The sequence below is a fragment of the Rhodovulum sp. P5 genome (assembly GCF_002079305.1).
Classification (GTDB): Bacteria; Pseudomonadota; Alphaproteobacteria; order Rhodobacterales; family Rhodobacteraceae; genus Rhodovulum.
The window spans coordinates 2,700,441-2,720,685 of sequence record NZ_CP015039.1 but is presented as its reverse complement, the minus strand read 5'-3'; the positions used below and the strand labels follow the sequence as shown (position 1 = coordinate 2,720,685).

Sequence of the window (20,245 nt, the reverse complement as noted above, 5' to 3'; positions counted from 1 at the left end):
TAGCCCCGATTTTTCGACACGATGACGAACGCCCCATCAATCAATTGGACCAATGCCTCAGTAAGGGCTTTTGCGAAGAACGCAGACCCATTGACCGCAATGGAAGAAGCAGCACGCGCTCTTGTTTTGAAAGCCCGTGAGAAAGGCTGGGAAGGGCCACCTTACAATCCTCTGCACATCGCTGAGATGCTGGAGGTACAGATCGAGGCCAATTCGAGCGTCGCCGACGCTCGACTGGTTGCGACGGAAAGCGGTCCGAAGATCGAGTTCAATCCCCAGCAGCCGCGGGAGCGGGTGCGGTTCTCGATTGCGCATGAAATCGCCCACCTTCTCTTCCCTGACTGGTCGGAGCAGATCCGCAACCGAGGTGGCGATAAGACACCGGACGATTGGCAGTTGGAAATGCTGTGCAATTTGGCCGCTTCGGAATTCGTACTTCCAATCGGAAGTCTATCGGCTGCAACAGACATTCCTCCAATCGAGGACTTGATGCGTCAGCGTCGAGACTATGACGTATCGGCCGAAGCCTTTCTCATTCGATTGGCCAAGATATCCAGTCAGCCCATCGGAATCTTCGTTTCGTCGCCCACAGTCTCGGAGAATGGGACGCGCCATTACAGGATCGACTATTTCATCGGCTCGCCGACCGCGCCGAAGATTCGCCTATCAGGGATGGCCATTCCCGACGAGAGCATTGTGCATCGCTGCACAGCGATCGGTCATACAGACCGTTCAGTTGAGAGCTGGGTGATGGATAAGCCGACCCAGATCGAGTGTGTAGGTCTGACGGCTTATCCAGGAAGCGTTTACCCCAGAGTGGCCGGCCTGGTCAGGTTTGACCAAGGCCAAGAAAACCATCGTCCGATACGCTTGCTTCATGGGAATGTCCTTGAGCCCCGCAACGGCGGCAAAAAGATCATCTGTCAGCTGGTCAACGACAAGGCGATCAAATGGGGCGGAGGAGTTGCGCGCAAGATTGCAAAACGTTTTCCGGATGCGGAAAATGCCTATTCGGAGAAAGTCATGCAGATTCCCCAAGGCGAACGTTTGGGCCGCGTGATTTTTTCGGAGGCCAGCGATGATCTGATCATCGCAAGTCTGATTGGACAGGAAGGCTTCGGTCCCTCACTTTTTCCCCGCATAAGATATGCAGAACTACAAACCTGCCTTGAACAAGTTGCCGATCAAGCCTCATCCATTGGAGCGAGTATTCATATGCCAAAGATCGGCACAGGATCTGCGGGAGGCGATTGGTCAACGATAGAAGAGATGCTTGATGATGTGATGGTGCGTGCCGGTTTGTTTGTAACTGTCTATGATGTCCCGCCGAAGCGCGCGCAGCTCGAGTTGTTCTAATTGGGGGGCGCGAGCGTAAATCTTCGTGTCGTTCTGCTTTCCGGACCCATCTGCTCCGGCAAGTCGGCTCTGGTGCGACTGCTCAAGGAAAGGCATGGCGCGAAGATCATCAAGACGCGCGAGCTCATTCTGAAGAAGGCGCCCAAGACCAAGTCGGAACGCAAAGCGTTGCAGCTGGCGGGACAGAGGCTCGACAGGAAGGACGGCGGCGCATGGGTCGGCGAAGCCCTCCAGCGTTCGATCGACACGTATGCGACGGGGCAAACCCCAAAAGGTCTCTACGTCGTCGATTCTGTCCGCATCCCGGGTCAGATCGAGGCGATCCGACGGGCATACGGTGCCGAGGTCCATCACATCCATTTGACCGCCACGGACGAGGAACTGCGAAAGCGTTACGAAGGGCGCAGCAGAGAGGACGACGAGGCGGTTGCATACGATGAGCTGAAGCGCAACCGCACGGAGCGGGAGATCGAGAAGCTCGCTGACATCGCCGATATTGTTGTTTCGACTGACCGCTGCAATGAAGAAGCGGTTCTCGTTCGAGCTACCGCGCTCCTCAATCTTTATCCGCGTTCGAATGACGCCGTGGTCGATGTGCTCATCGGCGGCCAGTTTGGAAGTGAAGGTAAGGGGAACATCGTTGGTCACATCGCGCCGGAATATGACCTCCTGGTGCGTGTTGGCGGGCCAAACGCGGGCCACCAAGTTTATGCAGAGCCCAAGCCGGAAAAATACTATCACCTTCCTTCGGGCACGCAGCGAGCCCCGAATGCGAAGTTACTGCTCGGTCCAGGTGCGGTAATCTACCCGAAGAAGCTGCTCGAAGAGATCGCCGAGCACAAGATTGATTCAGCCAGACTCACCATCGACCCGCGCGCGATGATCATCACCGATGAGGATCGGAAAGAGGAAGAAAAGCGGTTCGGTAGCATCAGCTCGACGGCGCAAGGCGTTGGCGTCGCTTCTGCCCGCAAGATGACTGGTCGGTCGGATTACAAAGAGGAGAAGGCGGCCTTTCTTGCCCGCGACTGTGATGTCCTCCAACCTTACCTGGGAAGCGCTCGTCAGATCTTGGCAGACGCGATGGTGGCGGGACAGCGCATCCTCTTGGAGGGCACGCAGGGCACTGGCCTAAGCCTTCACCACGGCGACTACCCCCATGTAACGACTAGAGATACGACTGTGTCGGGTTGTCTTGCCGATGCTGGCATTGCGCCTTCAAACGTCCGGAAGGTAATCATGGTTTGTCGTACCTATCCGATCCGGGTGGGCGGCCCCTCCGGTCCGCTGGCGCACGAGGTCGATATGGCGGAAATCCATCGGCGCAGTGGCATTCCGCTGGAGGAACTTGAGAAGACCGAGCGCACGACCACCACCGACAGGCCGCGACGGATCGCGGAGTTCGACTGGCTCCAGTTTCGCGACTCGGTTCAGCTAAACGGGCCGACGGATATCGCCCTCACATTTGTCGATTATTTCGATGTTAAAAACCGAAAGGCATTTCGCTTTGAGCAGCTTTCTGAAGACACAATCAGTTTCGTCGAAGAGATCGAGAGAATATCAGGTCGGCCGGTTTCGCTGCTGTCGACAGATTTTAACTGGCGCAACGTCATTGATCGGAGAGCGTGGTGAACGAAGAGGAACTTGAAGAATTGATCGCGAACTGCCCGACGCTGTATCACATGGCGGAACGAGGCTCATGGGAGTCGATCAAGCAATATGGTCTGCTAAGTACCAGTGCGCTCTTGGACCACTACGCCGTCCAGCCACCAAAACGAACTAAGATCGAAAGCCAACATCGGCCCGAAAGCGTCGAAGTGACGGGCGACGGTCTTCCACGAGCCGTCGTGCGGGACCAAATTCCGATGAGCGATGCGGGGCTAAGGCGGGCTTTGCCCGAACGCCTCTCGCCAGCGGATTGGTATGAATTGCTGAACGCGAAAGCTTTCTTTTGGCTCTCGGAGGACCGCCTCCATAAGCTGACAAATGCGAAGGCTTACCGAGACCAGGAGCACGACGTTCTTGAGGTCGATACGCGATCGCTAATCGAGGCGCATAGGGAGGCGATTTGGCTTTGTCCTATCAACAGCGGTTGTACCAAGCCCATGCCACATCCACGCGATGAAACGATCTTCGCGCGCATCTCAGATTATCCCTATGCCCACTGGCGGGAACGGAGAGGTCGCAAAGAACGTGTGGTTGAGTTGGCCGTTGATCACTCGGTTGAAGACATTCGCGACCATGTAAAGCGCGCGGTTGTTAAGCGAGGCACCCAGGTCGTCAGTGTGCTCGAATGAAACAAAGGAATGGCGCGGCGCGTGATCTATGGGCGCAGATGTTCGAAAGGGCCGCCGTAGACCTGAATGCGACGATGCACGAGTCCGACGAAAAAGGTGAGGCTGCACAGCGAGAGTTGACCATTAGTGCTTTGAGAGATGCCGGCTGGTCGGAAGCTCAAATCGAGCGGCGCAACGATGCAGAACGCCTTCACGGGGAGTTGGAGAATGTAAACAGTCCTGGAGTTGGGCCCGGCATTGAATACAGATTGAAGCACCTTTCGGACCGCGTTCGACAGGCGATTTCTGAAACAGGAGACATATCTCACGAAAAGGTCGAGATTGCGATTGATCCAGTGGCGGGCGTTTCTGCGTCACTCACCAATGTGATCATGACTGATGAGGGCATTCTGTCGGTGAGTTCGTTCCTCTTCAGATGGTGCGGACTTGTCGCAAGGGCCTACACTCGAACACTTTACGCCGATATCGCGCATTGGACCTCTCCAGGTTCGAGCCCGAAAGACGATCGCGAGTTGCTACTCAAGAACCCAACGGTTGTTCTCTACTGGTTTCGGATCTTCGTGTCCTTCTCAGGGACTGGTACGCACGTTCTCGTACCATTTCGCCCGTCATCGCCGATGGAGTTTCACCTATTTGAGCAGGTCGCCTGGGCAATGGAGTATTTCACCATTGCTCACGAGTTTGGTCACCATGTCCTGAGCCATCGCAGTATCGATGAAGATCCCAAGATGCAGGAGTTCCAGGCCGATGCATTTGCGGCGAAGGTCTGCGAGCGGCTTGAGTTCGAGCCGTTTCCGCTGCTTTCGAACCCATACACAAGAACCTGTGCAGGTGCTTCCCTGATGTTGCTTGCACTTGAGATCCTGCGGGCGTTTGAAAGTCGGGACGGAAATGGTTCAACCGTCGCGGAGACCCATCCGACCGCAAAGGACCGTATCGCCAAGATATCTGTCCGCAATCTTATGCAGCCGAAACAGTTGGAGGTGGATCAAGAATTCAACGGCACCGTTTCGCGGATCATGAGTGCGGTTGCTTCCATTATGCACGAAGCGCGAGAAGCAGGTGGCAATGCCTTGGTCGCGAATATCAAGCAGCAACTACATGATACAGAGATGGAGATGAGAGACTCGGAGAGCTCACAGCCCGACGAAGAATCCGCTTAAGAGGCGCAATCTTCGTTGTGTTGAAGCGATGGAGATGACTTGAACGCGCCAAGGCAATGGTCTTTTGAGCGCACTCATAGTCTAATAGGCGCATGGTCGCTAAAGGCGCCAAACTAAATACTGACTGTCAGATATGACGTCCATAGGTAATTTAGCAGTCAAATATAACGGTTAGTGAGCTATCAGTGTTGGCATCGAGAACGCTGATTAGGTGTATGGGCGCGCCTCGATGAGCATGTCGTTAATCGCGTTCCTGCGTGTCTGCCGGTCGAGCGTATATGTGTTCCTTCTAAATTCCACACCGTCGAGAAGCGCCTTCACGTACCCAGACACTGTGTCGGCTGCCATGATCAGGGTCGAGTCGAGCGTGTGGACGTATTTGCTCGTAACGGAGCCTTTGGCGTGTCCGATCAGCGCAGCGATCGTGATTTCGGTGAAGCCGAGGTCGTTGGCGATGCTAGCGAAGCTGTGCCGCAGGACATGCGGCGTCACATCCCAAAGAGGCGTGTCGGCGAACAGCTTTTTCCAGCTCTGCGGGAAGTTCCCAACGGCGTTGTCCTCACCCTGACCGGGAAAGACGAAGGTTCCGTTCCGTTTCAGGCGCGCTGCCTCAAGATAGTCGACAACCGGAAGGCCGACCGGTCGCACGGATGCGCCTTCCTTGCTGTCTTTCAGACGCAGGCAACTGCCTTCGATGTCGACCTCGCTCCACCGCAGACTGATTATCTCGCCACGCCTGCAGCCGGTCAGGGCGATGAGACGAAGGATCTCGGCGTGGATGCCATAGTGGCTGTCATGCTGCACGTCCTTGAGAAGTTGACCCAGCGTTCGGTACTCTGCTTCGCTCAACCGCCTATCCCGCACCTTGTATCTGGGCTTCTTGAGGCCGTGCGTCGGGTTTTGGTCGATGATCCCCGCTTCGATCGCGTAGGTGAAGATGCCGCCGAGGAGACCCATTGTGCGGATCGCGGTGCCAGGACCGCCTGTGACGATTGCTTTGCCACGCAACTTCTTCGTCTTCATCACAACACGCGTTTTTCCGGCGATGATGTCCTTCATGAGATTGTTCATATCCGGCTTGGTGATGTCCTTGATCCTCCGTGTGCCGAGCAACGGGATGATGTGCCGGCGAATGCGACCGATGTCCGTTTCGATCGTTTTGGGCTTCTTCGGCCGTCCGCCTTTGCCGAGAATGAGGCCAGCCTCCATGTCAGCGATGTATTGTTCACAAAGTTGTCTGACGGTGACGGCGTGCCTTTCCTCCTCTCTTTCGGTTGCAGGATCTTCTCCTTGCGCAATCTGCCCAAGCAAGGCCTTCGCTTCCCGCCGTGCAGTCTCCGGCGTCCAAATGCCGTGTAGCCCGATCGTATATCGCCGCGAGCGACCTTTAGCTCTATACTGCAGGAGGTAACTTCGTTTGCCGGAGGGATAGACACGAAGACCGAAACACGGCAATTCGTCGTCCCATACGACATGGCCTTTGCTTCTTGGTGTTACGGACTCTACAAATCGTTTCGTCAGTTTGCTCATGCTCCGGCCCTTCGAAGACCCGATTTCGCGCAAGCGACACGCAAGTGAGCGGGCGGAAATCAAGGCGTATTCTCGGATAGAGACTTCGGAGTGCAAGTTCTGAAAATCAATGAATTTCAGGTGCTTATCGTGCTCTGGCGTACTCTATCGCGCAATTCGGAAAGGCCATTTGACCAGCTCCTAAGGCTGGTGTTAAGACGCCCGTCCGATCACTCGGCGACAGGACTTTTCAGTTGAGTATGCCGCATGCCCCCCCGTCAGAGTGTTTCCCCCGGCCCCGACCTGTCACGGACCCGCCCCTATCTGATCCTGTCGAAGACCGGCATAATTCTGGCGGCCAGCCCTTCGGCAGAACGTACCCTTGGAGGCCCCGGCGCTGGCCTTGTAGGAAGACCGTGCAGCGCGTTGGTCGTGGGCGACGATGCCGCGGTGCTGACCTCTGCGACCCGGTCGCTGACCAACGGGGCACGGGCGGAACATGACCTGCAAATCGCATTTAACGCCGGACAGGAGCCGTGGCGCCTCGCACTCTCGCCGGTCGTGGAGGGCGGCCAGAACATCGCGATCATGGTCGAGTTGGAAGGTCCGCTATCCGGACATGACGAAGGATCGGCGCCGCTGGCCGAACAGGATCCCGGACATTGCGACATGCTGCGCGCGGCCGCGAAGGATGCGGGCTTCGCCCAATGGGTTCTCGATCCGTCCACGCGCCAGATGCGGGCCACCGAAGCCCATTTCCAACTTCTCGGCTTTGACCCGTTCGAGGTGGCGCTTGACAGCGACTGGGTGCGCGACCGCCTGCATGGCGACGACCGCGCAGCCGCCATCGAAAAGATGGAACGGTTGCTGGCCGGAGAGTCCGACAGCTACGACATCGACTATCGCCTTCGCTGCAAGGATGGGTCCTACAAGTGGTTTCAGGCATTCGCGCGGGTCTATGCACGCACCGAAGCGGGCGCCGCGCCGCTCGTCTGTGGCAACCTGACGGAGATTTCGGCACGCAAGGAGACCGAGGATCGCCTAGGCGCAGCCCTTGCAACGGCGAAGATGAACGAGCGCCTCCTCTATGTTGCGACCCACCACGCCGGGATTGCCCCATGGGTCCTGAACCCCGCAACGGGCGAATTCACCCGAAACGATCAGTTCGGAACGATCACCGGGCGCACGGGCGCAGAATTGCCCAAGAGTTTTGCCGGGATATTCGAGCTGATTCATCCCGATGACGTGCCCTTGGTACAAAAGGAACTGGGGGCGCTGGCCGAGGGCCAAAGCCCCGAGGCGAAGGCCGATTTCCGCCTTTTGCACCGGGACGGTCACTGGGTCTGGTGCACGTCGGTGGCCAGACCGTTCCCGCATGCCGGCCCGGGAGAAGCAGCCCTGATCTGCGGTGTCACCTTCGACATTTCGGAACGAAAAAGCGCCGCGGACAAACTGGCCGCCGCGCTGGAAGAGGCGCATATCGCGCGCGCGCAAGCGCAAGAGGCCGCCGATGTCCTGCGCCACTCGACGGAAAACAGCAATGTGGTGCCCTGGTATCGCTATCCGGGATCGGACCAGGGCAAGATCGCCGATCACATGGCCACGATACTGGGCTACGGCCCCGATTTCGTGATCGACCGGCCGAAGCTGCGTACCATGATCCATCCCGACGACCTCAAGCAGGCGGCGGCTGATTTCCATGCCCTGGATCGTGGCGAGATCGACGCCTACACCCACAGTTTCCGCATGCGCCGGGCCGATGGAACATGGTGCTGGTTCAGCGCGATGGCCAAGAAGGTCGACAGATCGGCCGATGGGTTGCCGCTGCTGATTTGCGGCAGCATGACCGATATCGAACATGTCAAGCAAAGCGAGGAAGACCTGGCCCAGGCGGCAGAGGCGGCCCGGCAGGCGCAAATGCGCCTGAGCAATCTCGTCGACAACATCCCCGGCGCAGTGTTCGAACGCCGGACATGGCCTGACGGGCGCGCCGAGTTCCCCTATTTCAGCGCGAACATGCCAGACCTGTTCGGTTCTTGTCCCGACGAGATCCGGTTCGATGCCCGGGCAAACCTGAAGAACGTCGTTGCCGAGGATGTCGAACGGATCGCGACGAAGGCGGCGGAATCAATCGGGCACCTCACCCCGTTCAAGGAAAAGGTCCGGGTGCAGCATCCCGAAAAGGGACTGCGCTGGATCATCATCGCCTCGCTTCCGCATGCGCAAGCTGACGGATCGGTCATTTCATATGGCAGCGTTCACGACGTGACCGATCAGGTCGAAGCCGAACAACGGGCCGAAGAGGCCGTCAAGGCAGCCCGTCTGGCAAACGAACGTTTTGTCACCATGGCCGAGAACGCACCGGGGGCGATCTTCGAGTGCACGGTGGATCAGAGCGGCAAGGTGTTCTTCGAGTATTTCAGTTCATCGCTGCTTGACCTGATGGGGGTCGAAAGAGCGGCGGTCGAGGCCGACGGCGCTGCGCTTTTTGCCTGTGTCCCGCCCGAGGACGCCGCGTTCGTTCAGGCGGAAATCGCCCGGTGTTCGGCAGACCTGTCGCATTACGAGGTCCGGCATCGCGTGGACCACCCCGAAAAGGGCCTGCGATGGATCCTCGCCTCGGTGAATCCGGCGCGGCAACACGATGGCTCGGTGACGTGGTATGGCAGCATCATTGACGTCACCGAACAGACCAACGCCGAACGCCGGGTTGCCGAGAGTGTCGAGGAAGTCCGCCGCGCCAATGACCGCTTCCTGTTCATGGCGGAAAACACGCCGGGCGCGATCTTTGAATGCAAGATGTTTCCCGATGGCGCAGTCCGATATGAATATTTCAGCCCGCAATTGCCGCGGCTCGTGGGGGTCGACCGGGAGGCCGTCGAGGCGGATGGAAACGCCGTTTTCGCCCATGTGCCCGCCGAAGACGTGGCGCAGATCCAGAAGGAACTCGAAACGGCGTTCGCAACATTCGCCCCCGTGGAATTCAAGCATCGGGTCAACCATCCCGAAAAGGGCGAACGCTGGCTTCTCGTCTTTGCGGCGCCTACGTCGAAGGAGGATGGCACGATCCACTGGTGCGGCAACCTCGTCGACATCACCGACCGGATGGAGGCAGAGCAACGCGCCGCTGAAGCGGCCGACAAGCTCAGAAGCGCCCATGAACGCCTGACACTCCTCGCCGACATCTCGACCGCCGGTCTGTATGAATACCGGCGTTTCCCAGATGGAACATCGGATTTCCCTTATTCCAGCGCCCGCTTCAACGAGCTGGTGGGCTATTCGCGCGAACAGATCGACCGCCTGAAAGACGGGGTCTTCGGGCGTATTCATCCCGAAGATCTGGCGACTGTCGTGAACGTTATCGACGAAAGTCAGCACGATCGGGCGCCCCTGAAGGTCCGGTTCCGGATACAGCACCCGGATCGTGGCACCATCTGGGTCGAGGCATCCGCCAAGGCGCCGCTTGAGAGGGAGGGGGTAGTCTCATGGTCGGCCGTTCTGCACGACGTAACCGTCGATGTGCAGCGTGAGGAAGAACTGCGCCGCGCCCATCGGGTGGCCGAGGACATGCGGGCCGAGAACGAACGGCAGGCAATGCATGACGGCCTGACCGGCCTGCCGAACCGGCGCTTCTACGACACGATGCTGGCCGAACGACTTGTCCGCGCATCCGCGGCGGGTGAGGCGCGGGATTGCGTGCTGATCCGGCTTGACCTCGATCACTTCAAATATGTCAACGACACGCTGGGACATGAGGCCGGCGATCTGGTCCTGATCCGCGTGGCCGCGGTGCTGCGCGACTGCCTGCGCGAGGGCGATTTCGCAGCCCGCATCGGCGGCGACGAGTTCTCAATTCTTCTGGCACCGGGCATGTCGGAAGCTGCCGCAAGCGCGTTGGTCGAACGCATCCGGGCCGAATTGGCGGAACCGCTCCTCTACGAGGGGCGCCAGTGCCGTTTCGGCGCCAGTTTCGGTATCGCCGCGACCGACGATCTGGCGGCGATGGGCGACGATATCCAGATGTTCGCCGATGCCGCCCTTTACCGTGCGAAGGACGGCGGCCGGAACCGGTCGGAACTCTTCACCCCGGCCTTGCACCGCGAGATCCTTCAAGACAGGCGCCTTGCCGTCGAGATTCACGAAGGGCTGGACAACGACCAGTTCGTGCCCTTCTTCCAGCCGCAGATATCGGCCGAGGACAACAGCCTGGTGGGGGTCGAGGCGCTCTTGCGGTGGAACCATCCCGCGGATGGTCTCTTGACGCCGGCCAGCTTCATGCATGTGGCCGAACAGCTTCGACTGGTGCCAGAAATCGACCGCGTGATGATGGAAAAGTCACGCGACGCACTGGCGCGCTGGAACGATGCGGGCCTGATCGTTCCCAAGATCAGCTTCAACGTCTCCGCCGGCCGGATGCACGACTCCAGCGTCGTGGCGCTTGCCCGTGAGATGTTGAGCGAGAATACCACGGTCACCTTCGAACTCTTGGAATCGATCCTTGTCGAAGAGGAAAACGAGACCTTCCGCCGCCATCTTGACATGCTGCGGGCGGACGGCGTCGAGATCGAGATCGACGATTTCGGCTCGGGCCATGCGTCGATCATCGGGCTGATGGAGATCTGTCCCTCTGCCCTGAAGATCGACCAGCGGATCGTGCTGCCGGTTGAACATGACCTGCGGGCGCGCAACCTCGTCCGCGCCATCGTCGAGATTGCCGAGACACTGGGGATCGGCACCATCGCCGAAGGGGTTGAAACCAAAGAACAGGTGCGGATCCTCCGGTCGATCGGGTGCAACGTCTTGCAGGGTTACCTGTTCGCCCATCCCCTGTGCGAAGACATGCTGTTGCGGTATGCGCGCGGCCTTGAACGCAAGACGGCATGATCGCCCGACGACGGGCCATGGCCGTTCGGAATATTCCCGGGTCAGGCGATGTCGGCGATGATGGCCCTGAGCGTCCCGATCCCGTCGCCCTTTTCTGAAGAGGTCAGTACAATCTCGGGAAAGGCGGCCGGGTGTTTGGCAAGCCGTTGGCGCACCTGTGCCAGCACCTTGTCGCACTCACTCGCCTTGATCTTGTCGGCCTTGGTCAGGACAACCTGAAAGGTCACTGCCGCCCCGTCGAGAAGGCCAAGGATCTCGTCATCCACCGTCTTGATCCCGTGACGCGCGTCGATCAGCACGAAGGCCCGGCGCAGTGTCTGCCGCCCGGCGAGATACGCCTTGAGCAGCCGCTGCCATTTCTCGACCACCTTCACCGGGGCCTCGGCGTAGCCATAGCCGGGCAGGTCGACGAGGTAATGGCTCTCACCCAGCGTGAAGTAGTTGATCTCTTGCGTGCGCCCCGGCGTGTTGGAGGCGCGGGCCAGTCCCTTGCGCCCCGTCAGCGCGTTGATCAGGCTCGATTTGCCAACATTGGAGCGGCCAGCAAAGCAGACCTCGGGGCGGTCGGCTGGCGGCAGCCCGTCCATCGCGACCACGCCTTTCAGGAAATCGACGGGGCCTGCGAAAAGCTTTCGGCCGCGTTCTTCCGTCGCCCGGTCCGGCGCCTCGGCCAAGGGGAAGGGAAGCGCGCTCATAGCACGGTCAGCGTATCGCCAAGGGCGACACGGCCACCGGCGACGACCTCGGCATAGACACCAAGATCGGTGTGGCCCCAGCGCTGTTTCAACGCCCCCAACGTGTCCGCGTCGCGCTTGCCCGTGTCGGGGTTCACGCCGGTCGCGAGACAACGGCCGATCCGCTCACGCACCTCAAGCTCGGCTTCGCCAAGGCGCAAACGACGCCCGATCCAGTCGAACTCTTCCCACGGCGCAGTGCCCTCAAGCCAGAAATTGCCCCGGAAGCGCAGCGGGGAGAGGTCCTGCCCAATTGCATCGGACAGCGCCTTGAGCGACGCCAGCCCAAGGATGCTGACAGACGGGAAGGCACTGTCGGTCATGCCGCGCCCCGGCACCCGCACGATCCGGGCCGACGCCGCGCGGTCGGCGGGCATCAGCGGCGCGACCCAGTCGAGAAACCGGTCGGCCTCCCGGTCGGGGGCAAAGGTGATCGCCGGGCGGTCGGGATGGGTCAGCGTGACGGTTTCCGCCGCTTCGTCCAGCCGCGCCATGATGGCCATCAGTTCTGGCGCCTTGGCCCCGCGAGAGAAATTCGCGCAGGGCGCCCAGTCTGTTCCGTCGGTCTTGGCCGCCTCATGCGCCACGGCCCAGGCGCGGTCCCATGGCAGGGTGCGCCCGGTCTCCAGCGTCACGGCCTCCAGCGCCTCGGCACCGTGCCCCTTGATCGGGTGCCGCCATATCTGCGCCAGCCGCGCGGTCATTTCTTGTCCGGCTGGGGCTTGATCCGCTTGAAGCTGGTCTTGATGTTGCCCAGCACGTTGGGGCTGTAGCCGTGGCTGCGCATGATCGCGTATTGCTGGATGAAGGTGATGGTGTTGTTCGCGATCCAGTAGAGCACGAGGCCGCTGGCAAAGCCGCCCAGCATGAACATGAAGATCCACGGCAGCCACGCAAAGACCATGGCCTGTGTCGGGTCGGTGGGCGTCGGGTTCAGCTTCTGCTGCAGCCACATCGAGATCCCCAGAAGGATCGGCAGGATGCCCAGCGACAGGATCGCGAAGATCGAACCGGGGTCCGGCGGGGCATAGGGCAACAGGCCGAAGAGGTTCAGGATCGAAGACGGGTCAGGGGCCGAAAGGTCCTTGATCCAGCCGATCCACGGGGCGTGACGCAATTCGATGGTGACGAAGATCACCTTGTAAAGCGAGAAGAAGATCGGGATCTGCACAAGGATCGGCAAACAGCCTGCGGCGGGGTTCACCTTTTCCTTCTGATACAGCGCCATCATCTCTTGCTGGAGCTTCTGCTTGTCGTCGCCGACCTTTTCCTTGATCTCCTCCATCTTCGGCTGAAGTTCTTTCATCTTCGCCATCGAGGAGTAGGACTTGTAGGCCAAGGGCAGCAGCACCGCCTTGATGATCAGCGTCAGGGCGATGATCGACCAGCCCATGCTGCCGGGAATGCCGATCCACGACATGGCCCCGTTCAGCCAGTGCAGCAGCGCGAAGATCGGCTTGGTGAAGAAGAAGAACCAGCCCCAGTCGATTGAGTCGATGAAGCGGTAGATGCCAAGGTCATGCTGGTAGTGGCGGATCGTTTCCCACTCTTTCGCACCGGTGAACAGCATGGTCTCTGTGGATGTGGTTTCCCCCGGCGCCACGTTGACCGCGGGAAGACGCGATTCGACCTGGAAGATGTCTGCGCCCTGCACGTATTTCGCAACCGAGGTAAAGGGCTGGCCCGGGTCGGGGATCAGGGTCGTCATCCAGTACTTGTCGGTGAACCCGACCCAGCCGTTCTGTTCGACCTGCTCGACCTTGGCGAAGGCAGCTTCGCGCTCGACATAATCCATGTCGGGCATCTTCTTGTACTTGATCTCTTCCAACTGGTCGTCGGTCTGACGAACAACACCTTCATGCAGGATGAAGAATCGGCTGGCCTCAGGCTCCCCGTGACGGGCGACGATGCCATAGGGGGCAAGGCGCACGGTTTCGCCGGTGGTGTTTTCGACGCTCTGCTCGATCGTGAACAGATAGTTGTCATCCACCCGAACCGTGCGATGGAAGATCAGGCCCTTGCCGTTGTCCCAGGTCAGCGAGATCGGGGTTTCGGTGGTCAGCTCGGCGCCGCTTTCCAGCGTCCAGAGCGTGTTGGCCCCCGGCACGTCGTCATAGCCCAGGGTCCCGGCCGGCGCCCAGCCATAGAGCGCGTAATAGGGCGTCGCGCTGCCGACCGGCGACAGAAGTTGCACGAGATCGGATTCGGGGTCGAGCGTTTCGCGGTAGTCCTTCAGCGCAAGTTCGTCGATCCGGCCGCCAAGAAGCGAGATCGAGCCGGTCAGGCGTGGTGTGTCGATCTCGACCCGGGGGGCGTCGGCGGTGGGTGTCGATGCCGGTGCCGCGGGGCTGGACCCGTTCGGCAGGGCCGCCGGCGGCGTGGCCGCGATGTCGCCGCCTTGCGGCGGGCTTTGCATATCGGACTGGGTCGCAACGATATCGGGATCGGTGGGCGCCTGCTGCTCGGGCGGGAAGAGCAGGAACCACCCGAGTATCACGAGAAAGCTGAGCGCTGTTGCGAGAATGAGGTTCTTGTTCTGATCGTCCATGAGAGGGCGCCACCGGTATCCTATGAGGTCACGGTGGTTCAACAGATTGCCCCCGGCAAGGTCAAGTCGTTTTCCCGACGCATGAGGGCTGGCAGCGCCCTACCCTGCCCCAAAGCCACGCGCATTTGAACGGAGACGTGGGGAAAGCTGTCAGTTGTCCTCGGGCCGGTCCTGCGCCGCGCCACGGGTGAGTCCCGCGAAATCGAAGAGGTCGGGGTCGAGCAGATGCGAGGGGCGCGCGTTCATCAGGGCGCGGAACATCTTTTGCCGGCGGCCGGGGTGGTTGGCCTCCCACCCGTCAAGGAGCTGCTTGACCTGCTGGCGTTGCAGCCCGTCCTGACTGCCGCAAAGATCGCAGGGAATCACCGGATAGTTCATGGCGCGGGCAAAGCGCGCGCAGTCGGCCTCGGCCACATGGGCCAGCGGGCGATAGACGAAAAGATCGCCTTCCTCGTTCACCAGCTTGGGCGGCATCGTCGCAAGCCGGGAGCCGTGGAAGAGGTTCATGAAGAACGTCTCCAGAATATCGTCGCGGTGATGGCCAAGCACCACGGCCGAACACCCCTCTTCACGCGCGATGCGGTAGAGATTGCCGCGACGCAGGCGCGAACACAGCGCACAATAGGTGCGGCCCGCGGGGATCTTGTCCATGACGATGGAATAGGTGTCCTGGTATTCTATCCGGTGGGGCACACCCATCCGCGTCAGGAACTCCGGCAGGACGGTCGCCGGAAAACCGGGCTGTCCCTGGTCAAGATTGCAGGCCAGAAGGTCGACCGGCAAAAGGCCCCGCCATTTCAGTTCGACAAGCGCCGCCAAGAGCGTGAACGAATCCTTGCCCCCCGACAGGCACACCAGCCAGCGCGCGCCACGCTCGACCATGCCGTACTGCTCGATCGCCTCGCGGGTCTCGCGGACGATGCGCTTGCGCAGCTTCTTGAACTCGGTCGTCGACGGCGCGCCGTGGAACAGGGGGTGAATGTCGTCGGCGTTGTCGAACATGGGGCTAACCGTCGGTATCGCGTTTTGGGTCGGGGACAGGGTCGTAGCCACAGCCGCCCCACGGATTGCAGCGCAGGATACGCCATGCCGCCATGGCCCCGCCGCGCAGTGCGCCGTGCTTTTCCAGCGCTTCCAGCGCATAGGCCGAGCAGGTCGGCTGATAGCGGCAATTGAACCCGACCAGCGGGGACAGAACGACCCGATAGGCGCGGATCGGAAGCGCAAAGAGATGGGCAAGGGGGCTCACCGGGTGCCCCCATGCACCTTGGCAAGCGCCCGGCGCAGATCGGCCTGCATCTGGCTGAAGTCGCGCGTGGCCGTCACGTCGGCACGGCCGATCAGGACGTAATCCCAGCCGTTGCGACCGTTGGTGGGCAGAACCAGCCGTGCGATTTCACGCAAGCGCCGCTTGGCACGGTTGCGCGCCACGGCATTGCCGACCTTCTTGGAACAGGTGAAGCCCACGCGGATGCCGCCATCATCTGCACGGGCGCGGGCCTGAAGCAGAAAGCCGGGCATTCCCTGACGCCGCGCACGCGCTGCACGCAAGAAATCAGACCGGTTCTTCAGAACAGACAGACGAGACAAAGAAGCCGCCGGCGTATCGGCGGGCCCCGTCGCTGCGGTTGCCACACCGGACTCCGGCGGTGTCATCGCGATCGTCCTTGTCCCGAAGGGGCGCGTGGATTACGCGCTCAGCTTTTTCCGGCCGCGGGCACGACGGGCATTCAGGACCTTGCGGCCGCCCTTGGTGGCCATGCGGGCACGGAACCCGTGGCGCCGCTTGCGAACGAGATTCGAGGGTTGGTATGTGCGTTTCATCGCGCTTCGCTCCGTCAGCTCAGGCCCAAACCACGCGCAGATTCGAAGGCCTCATATCATTCGAAGCTCGCCCTTTAAGCGCTGCCGCAGACGAAGTCAATTCGCTGCAGGCGGGAATTGTTGCAGTTCGCCCGGCATCACGGCCTTAAATGTTACCGTTGCACTGAAAATCCTGCGTTTCAGACGGTTTTCCTTCACCCCGGTTCAACGCAGCGTGATGCCCCTGTCCGGCGCGGGCGGAACTCTTCATGTTATCGCGGGACATGCACAGGAGATCCAAACGGGCATGAACGAGATGACCGAGATATTAAAGCCCGGCCTTTTCCGCCGGTTGCCGCTTGTCCTGATTCTGGCGGTGGCCGTTGCGGGAGCGTTTCTTCTGCGCGACCACTTGTCATTCGAGGCACTGGCCGCGCATCGGGAGACCCTGATTGCCCTGCGCGATGCGAACTATATCGGCGCCGTTCTGGGGTTTCTGGTAGCCTATATCATAGTCGTCGCGTTCTCGTTGCCGGGGGCGGTGATTGCAACCCTGACCGGGGGGTTCCTCTTCGGGCTGTTCCCGGGCGTCCTGTTCAATGTCACGGCGGCCACAATCGGCGCGACAGTCATCTTTCTTGCCGCCAAGGCGGGGCTCGGGAACCAGCTGGCCGCCCGTATCGATACCAGCGAGGGGCGGATCGCAAGGTTGCGGCAGGGACTGCGTGAGAACGAACTTTCCGTCCTGTTCCTGATCCGGCTGGTGCCGGCCGTCCCGTTCTTCGTTGCGAATCTGTTGCCCGCCCTGGTTGGCATCCGTCTGTCGCGTTTCGTCTTCACAACCTTCTTTGGCATCATGCCCGGAGCTTTGGTCTACACGTGGGTCGGTGCGGGGTTGGGAGAGGTCTTTGCCCGCGGTGACACGCCCGATCTGGGCATCGTTTTCGAGCCGCAGATCCTGGGGCCGCTGCTGGCACTGGCGGCTCTCGCCGCGCTGCCCATCGTCATTCGGGCCGTCCGGGGCAAGGCACGCTGAGATGGAACGGATCAGGACCGACCTTTGCATCATCGGGGCCGGGTCTGCCGGGCTGTCGCTGGCGGCAGGTGCGGTGCAGATGGGCGCGCGGGTTGTCCTTGTAGAAGGGCACAAGATGGGGGGGGACTGCCTGAATTACGGCTGCGTACCGTCCAAGGCGCTTCTGGCCGCGGCGAGCCAGGCCCAGAGCATGCGGAAGGGCGGATGCGGGATCGCCGGGGTGGAACCCAAGATCGACTTCACCGCCGTGATGGACCATGTGCGGCGTGCGATTGCGGATATCGCCCCCCATGACAGTGTCGAGCGGTTCGAGGGGCTTGGGGTACGTGTCACTCAGGCCTATGGGCGGTTCCTCAACCCGCGGGAACTGGAAGCCGGGGACAGCGTCATCCGCGCCCGGCGCTTCGTCGTTGCAACCGGCGCACGGGCCGTCGTGCCCCCCATCCCGGGGCTAGACGATGTACCGTTCCTGACCAACGAAACCCTGTTCGACCTAAAGGAACGTCCCGCTCATCTGTTGATCCTCGGCGGCGGGCCCATCGGCCTTGAGATGGCGCAGGCCTTCCTGCGCCTTGGGTCCAAGGTCACAGTCGTAGAGGCCGGCCGACCGCTGGCGCGGGAAGACGCGGAGCTATCAGAGCGCCTTCTGGCGCATCTGCGGTCAGAGGGCATCCGGATCATCGCAGAGGCGCAAGTGCGCAAGGTTGACGGCGGGCCCGGGGCAATCCGTGTGGAAACGGACGGGGAGGTTCTCACGGGCAGCCATCTGCTGGTGGCCGCTGGGCGCCGGGCGAACCTTGAAGGGTTGAACCTCAAGGCCGCCGGCGTCGACGCAACGGAAACCGGGGTGTCGGTGGGGCCCGACCTGCGCACGACGAACCGGCGGGTCTATGCCATCGGTGATGCCGCCGGGGGCATGCAGTTCACACATCTCGCCGGCTATCACGCGGGCGTCGTCATTCGCCCGATCCTGTTGGGCCTGCCCGCCAAGGCAAAAACAGCGCATATCCCCCGCGTCACCTATACCGAGCCGGAGCTTGCCCAGATCGGCCTGACTGAGGGCGAAGCACGAGAAAAACATGGCACAAGCCTTACCGTCGCGCAGTTCGACTATGCCGGCAACGACCGGGCCGTCGCGACCGGCAAGACCGAAGGGATGATCAAGGTCATGGTGGTCCGGGGCCGCCCGGTGGGGGTGTCGATCCTCGGCGCCGAGGCCGGGGAACTGATCGGTCCTTGGGCACTGGCATTGGCCAACGGGCTGAAGATGACGGCCATATCCGCGATGGTTGCGCCCTATCCCACACTGGGGGAGCTTAACAAGCGGGTGGCGGGCGCCTATTTTTCTCCCAAACTGTTTGAAAATCCTTGGGTCAAGGTCGGGGTGCGGACCATCCAGCGTCTGGTTCCCTGACCCTTGATGCGGGGAACGGGATCGCGCCGATGTTTCTGAACTCGCTCTCTGGTCGTTTCCTGCTTCTGACGATTGCCTTCGTCATGCTGGCCGAGGTGCTGATCTTCGTGCCCTCGGTCGCGCGCTTCCGGGAGGATTACCTGTTGTCGCGGCTGGAGCGGGCCCAGATCGCCTCGCTCGCCCTTCTGGCGTCCGACGGAATGATCAGCGAGGATCTGGAGGCGGAGCTGCTGGAGAATGCCGGCGTCTACAACGTCGTTCTCCGGCGCAATGCCGCGCGGGAGCTTGTGTTGTCCTCCCCGATTCCGGAACCCGTGCATGACAGTTTCGACCTGCGCAATGCAAGCGCGGCGGATCTTGTCCCCGATGCGCTCCGTCGGCTCGTGGACCCGACACCAAGGGTGATCCGCGTGATCGGAGAGCCGGTCAGGGAGGCCGGGCTGCTGATCGAGGTCACCATGGGCACCGGTCCCTTGCGGGCGGCGATGATCGACTACGGCCTTCGGATCCTGGCCCTTTCGGCGGTGATCTCGATCCTCACGGCACTTTTGCTGTTTCTCGCGGTCCGGCGGCTACTCGTGGTCCCGATCAAGCGGGTCGTGAATGCCATGCAGGTCTATGCCGAAGCCCCCGAAGACGCCCGGCGGATCATAGCACCCACCGCGCGGGTGCGCGAACTGAAAGAGGCCGAGACCGCCCTGCAATCGATGCAAAGCGACCTGACGGGTGCCTTGCGCCAGAAAGACCGGCTTGCCCAACTGGGTGCGGCGGTGGCCAAGATCAGTCACGACCTGCGAAACATCCTGACCACAGCCCAGCTTTTCGCCGACCGCATGGAAGGCAGTGCCGACCCGGCGGTGGCCCGCGCCGCGCCCAAGATCGTGGGCGCCCTCAGCCGGGCCGTGAACCTGTGCGAAAACACCCTCGCCTTCGGTCGGGCCCAGGAACCCCCGCCGCGGCTGGAGCGCGTCCTGCTCGCCGGGATCGTGAACGATGTTGTTGACAGCGAAAGACTGGCCGCGGGCGATGATGAGATCAGTTTCTCGGAAGATGTGCCGGCCGGCCAGACCCTGCGCGCCGACCCCGAGCAGTTGCACAGGGTCCTGACCAATCTGATCCGGAATGCCCGCCAGGCCATCGCGGCCAGCGGCAAGCCGGGCGAGATCGGCATTCGGGCGGACGAGGACGAAACCGCCTGGATGATCCACATCACGGATACAGGCCCCGGCCTGCCGCCCAAGGCTCAGGAACACCTGTTCCAGCCATTCCAGGGCGGCGCACGCAAGGGGGGAACAGGCCTTGGCCTCGCAATCTCGGCCGAACTCGTACGCGGCCATGGCGGCACGTTGACCTTGTGCAGAACCGACGGTTCGGGGACGCGATTCGAAATCCGGCTACCGAAGTCCGACGCCATCTTCCAAGCGCCCGCCAGTTCGCCCAAGCCGTCGCCCGGTGGCATCGGCGCAGGCTTTCAAGACGTGGAGCGCAAGGTCTGAAAAGA

16 protein-coding genes are annotated in these 20,245 nt (G+C 61.2%); 8 read left to right on the top strand and 8 right to left on the bottom strand.

What is annotated here, in order from left to right:
• Positions 1-99: 99 nt before the first annotated feature.
• From RGUI_RS13160 to RGUI_RS13145, 4 genes are read left to right on the top strand one after another with little or no spacing between them, the layout of a single operon-like run.
• The gene (locus tag RGUI_RS13160) at positions 100-1,356 is read left to right on the top strand and encodes an ImmA/IrrE family metallo-endopeptidase (protein ID WP_172841146.1); all 1,257 of its coding nucleotides are present in this window, start codon (positions 100-102) and stop codon (positions 1,354-1,356) included.
• The gene (locus tag RGUI_RS13155) at positions 1,357-2,988 is read left to right on the top strand and encodes an adenylosuccinate synthetase (protein WP_081533635.1); all 1,632 of its coding nucleotides are present in this window, start codon (positions 1,357-1,359) and stop codon (positions 2,986-2,988) included.
• Complete coding sequence (locus RGUI_RS13150; protein ID WP_156882963.1) at positions 2,985-3,653, top strand: hypothetical protein; 669 nt, start codon at positions 2,985-2,987, stop codon at positions 3,651-3,653. The genes RGUI_RS13155 and RGUI_RS13150 overlap by 4 nt, the downstream gene beginning before the upstream one ends.
• Positions 3,650-4,816, top strand: a complete 1,167-nt coding sequence (locus RGUI_RS13145; RefSeq protein ID WP_156882962.1) for a hypothetical protein — start codon at positions 3,650-3,652, stop codon at positions 4,814-4,816. The genes RGUI_RS13150 and RGUI_RS13145 overlap by 4 nt, the downstream gene beginning before the upstream one ends.
• Before the next feature lie 207 nt (positions 4,817-5,023).
• Here RGUI_RS13145 and RGUI_RS13140 read toward each other — a convergent pair whose 3' ends face one another.
• A complete protein-coding gene (locus tag RGUI_RS13140) occupies positions 5,024-6,346 on the bottom strand; it encodes a site-specific integrase (RefSeq protein ID WP_081533629.1) in 1,323 nt (440 codons plus the stop codon).
• A gap of 411 nt (positions 6,347-6,757) precedes the next feature.
• Here RGUI_RS13140 and RGUI_RS13135 point away from each other — a divergent pair, with 411 nt between their 5' ends.
• Positions 6,758-11,209, top strand: a complete 4,452-nt coding sequence (locus RGUI_RS13135) for a PAS domain-containing protein (protein ID WP_172841145.1) — start codon at positions 6,758-6,760, stop codon at positions 11,207-11,209.
• 41 nt (positions 11,210-11,250) lie between these two features.
• Here RGUI_RS13135 and yihA read toward each other — a convergent pair whose 3' ends face one another.
• The 7 genes from yihA to rpmH form a co-directional block, all read right to left on the bottom strand.
• Entirely contained in the window at positions 11,251-11,904 is a 654-nt protein-coding gene (gene yihA, locus RGUI_RS13130; protein WP_081533625.1) for a ribosome biogenesis GTP-binding protein YihA/YsxC, read from the bottom strand.
• A complete protein-coding gene (locus RGUI_RS13125) occupies positions 11,901-12,647 on the bottom strand; it encodes an MOSC domain-containing protein (protein WP_081533623.1) in 747 nt (248 codons plus the stop codon). The genes yihA and RGUI_RS13125 overlap by 4 nt, the downstream gene beginning before the upstream one ends.
• Positions 12,644-14,491: a membrane protein insertase YidC gene (gene yidC, locus RGUI_RS13120; RefSeq protein WP_081533621.1), complete on the bottom strand. Its 1,848-nt coding sequence runs from the start codon at positions 14,489-14,491 to the stop codon at positions 12,644-12,646. The genes RGUI_RS13125 and yidC overlap by 4 nt, the downstream gene beginning before the upstream one ends.
• A gap of 150 nt (positions 14,492-14,641) precedes the next feature.
• Positions 14,642-15,493, bottom strand: a complete 852-nt coding sequence (gene ttcA, locus RGUI_RS13115; protein WP_081533619.1) for a tRNA 2-thiocytidine(32) synthetase TtcA — start codon at positions 15,491-15,493, stop codon at positions 14,642-14,644.
• Between the two features lie 4 nt (positions 15,494-15,497).
• Positions 15,498-15,740 carry a membrane protein insertion efficiency factor YidD gene (gene yidD, locus RGUI_RS13110; protein WP_081533617.1) on the bottom strand — a complete coding sequence of 81 codons (243 nt, stop codon included), beginning with the start codon at positions 15,738-15,740 and terminating at the stop codon, positions 15,498-15,500.
• Complete coding sequence (gene rnpA, locus RGUI_RS13105) at positions 15,737-16,147, bottom strand: ribonuclease P protein component (protein ID WP_081533615.1); 411 nt, start codon at positions 16,145-16,147, stop codon at positions 15,737-15,739. The genes yidD and rnpA overlap by 4 nt, the downstream gene beginning before the upstream one ends.
• A 33-nt stretch (positions 16,148-16,180) precedes the next feature.
• The gene (gene rpmH / locus RGUI_RS13100) at positions 16,181-16,315 is read right to left on the bottom strand and encodes a 50S ribosomal protein L34 (protein ID WP_081533613.1); all 135 of its coding nucleotides are present in this window, start codon (positions 16,313-16,315) and stop codon (positions 16,181-16,183) included.
• 286 nt (positions 16,316-16,601) lie between these two features.
• On the opposite strand from rpmH, the gene RGUI_RS13095 reads away from it, so the two are divergent.
• From RGUI_RS13095 to RGUI_RS13085, 3 genes are read left to right on the top strand one after another with little or no spacing between them, the layout of a single operon-like run.
• Complete coding sequence (locus tag RGUI_RS13095; protein ID WP_081533611.1) at positions 16,602-17,330, top strand: TVP38/TMEM64 family protein; 729 nt, start codon at positions 16,602-16,604, stop codon at positions 17,328-17,330.
• A 1-nt stretch (position 17,331) separates the two neighbouring features.
• On the top strand, positions 17,332-18,744 hold the full coding sequence (locus RGUI_RS13090) for an NAD(P)/FAD-dependent oxidoreductase (protein WP_081533609.1): 1,413 nt from the start codon (positions 17,332-17,334) through the stop codon (positions 18,742-18,744).
• 29 nt (positions 18,745-18,773) lie between these two features.
• Positions 18,774-20,240, top strand: a complete 1,467-nt coding sequence (locus RGUI_RS13085) for a HAMP domain-containing sensor histidine kinase (RefSeq protein WP_081533607.1) — start codon at positions 18,774-18,776, stop codon at positions 20,238-20,240.
• Positions 20,241-20,245: the final 5 nt, after the last annotated feature.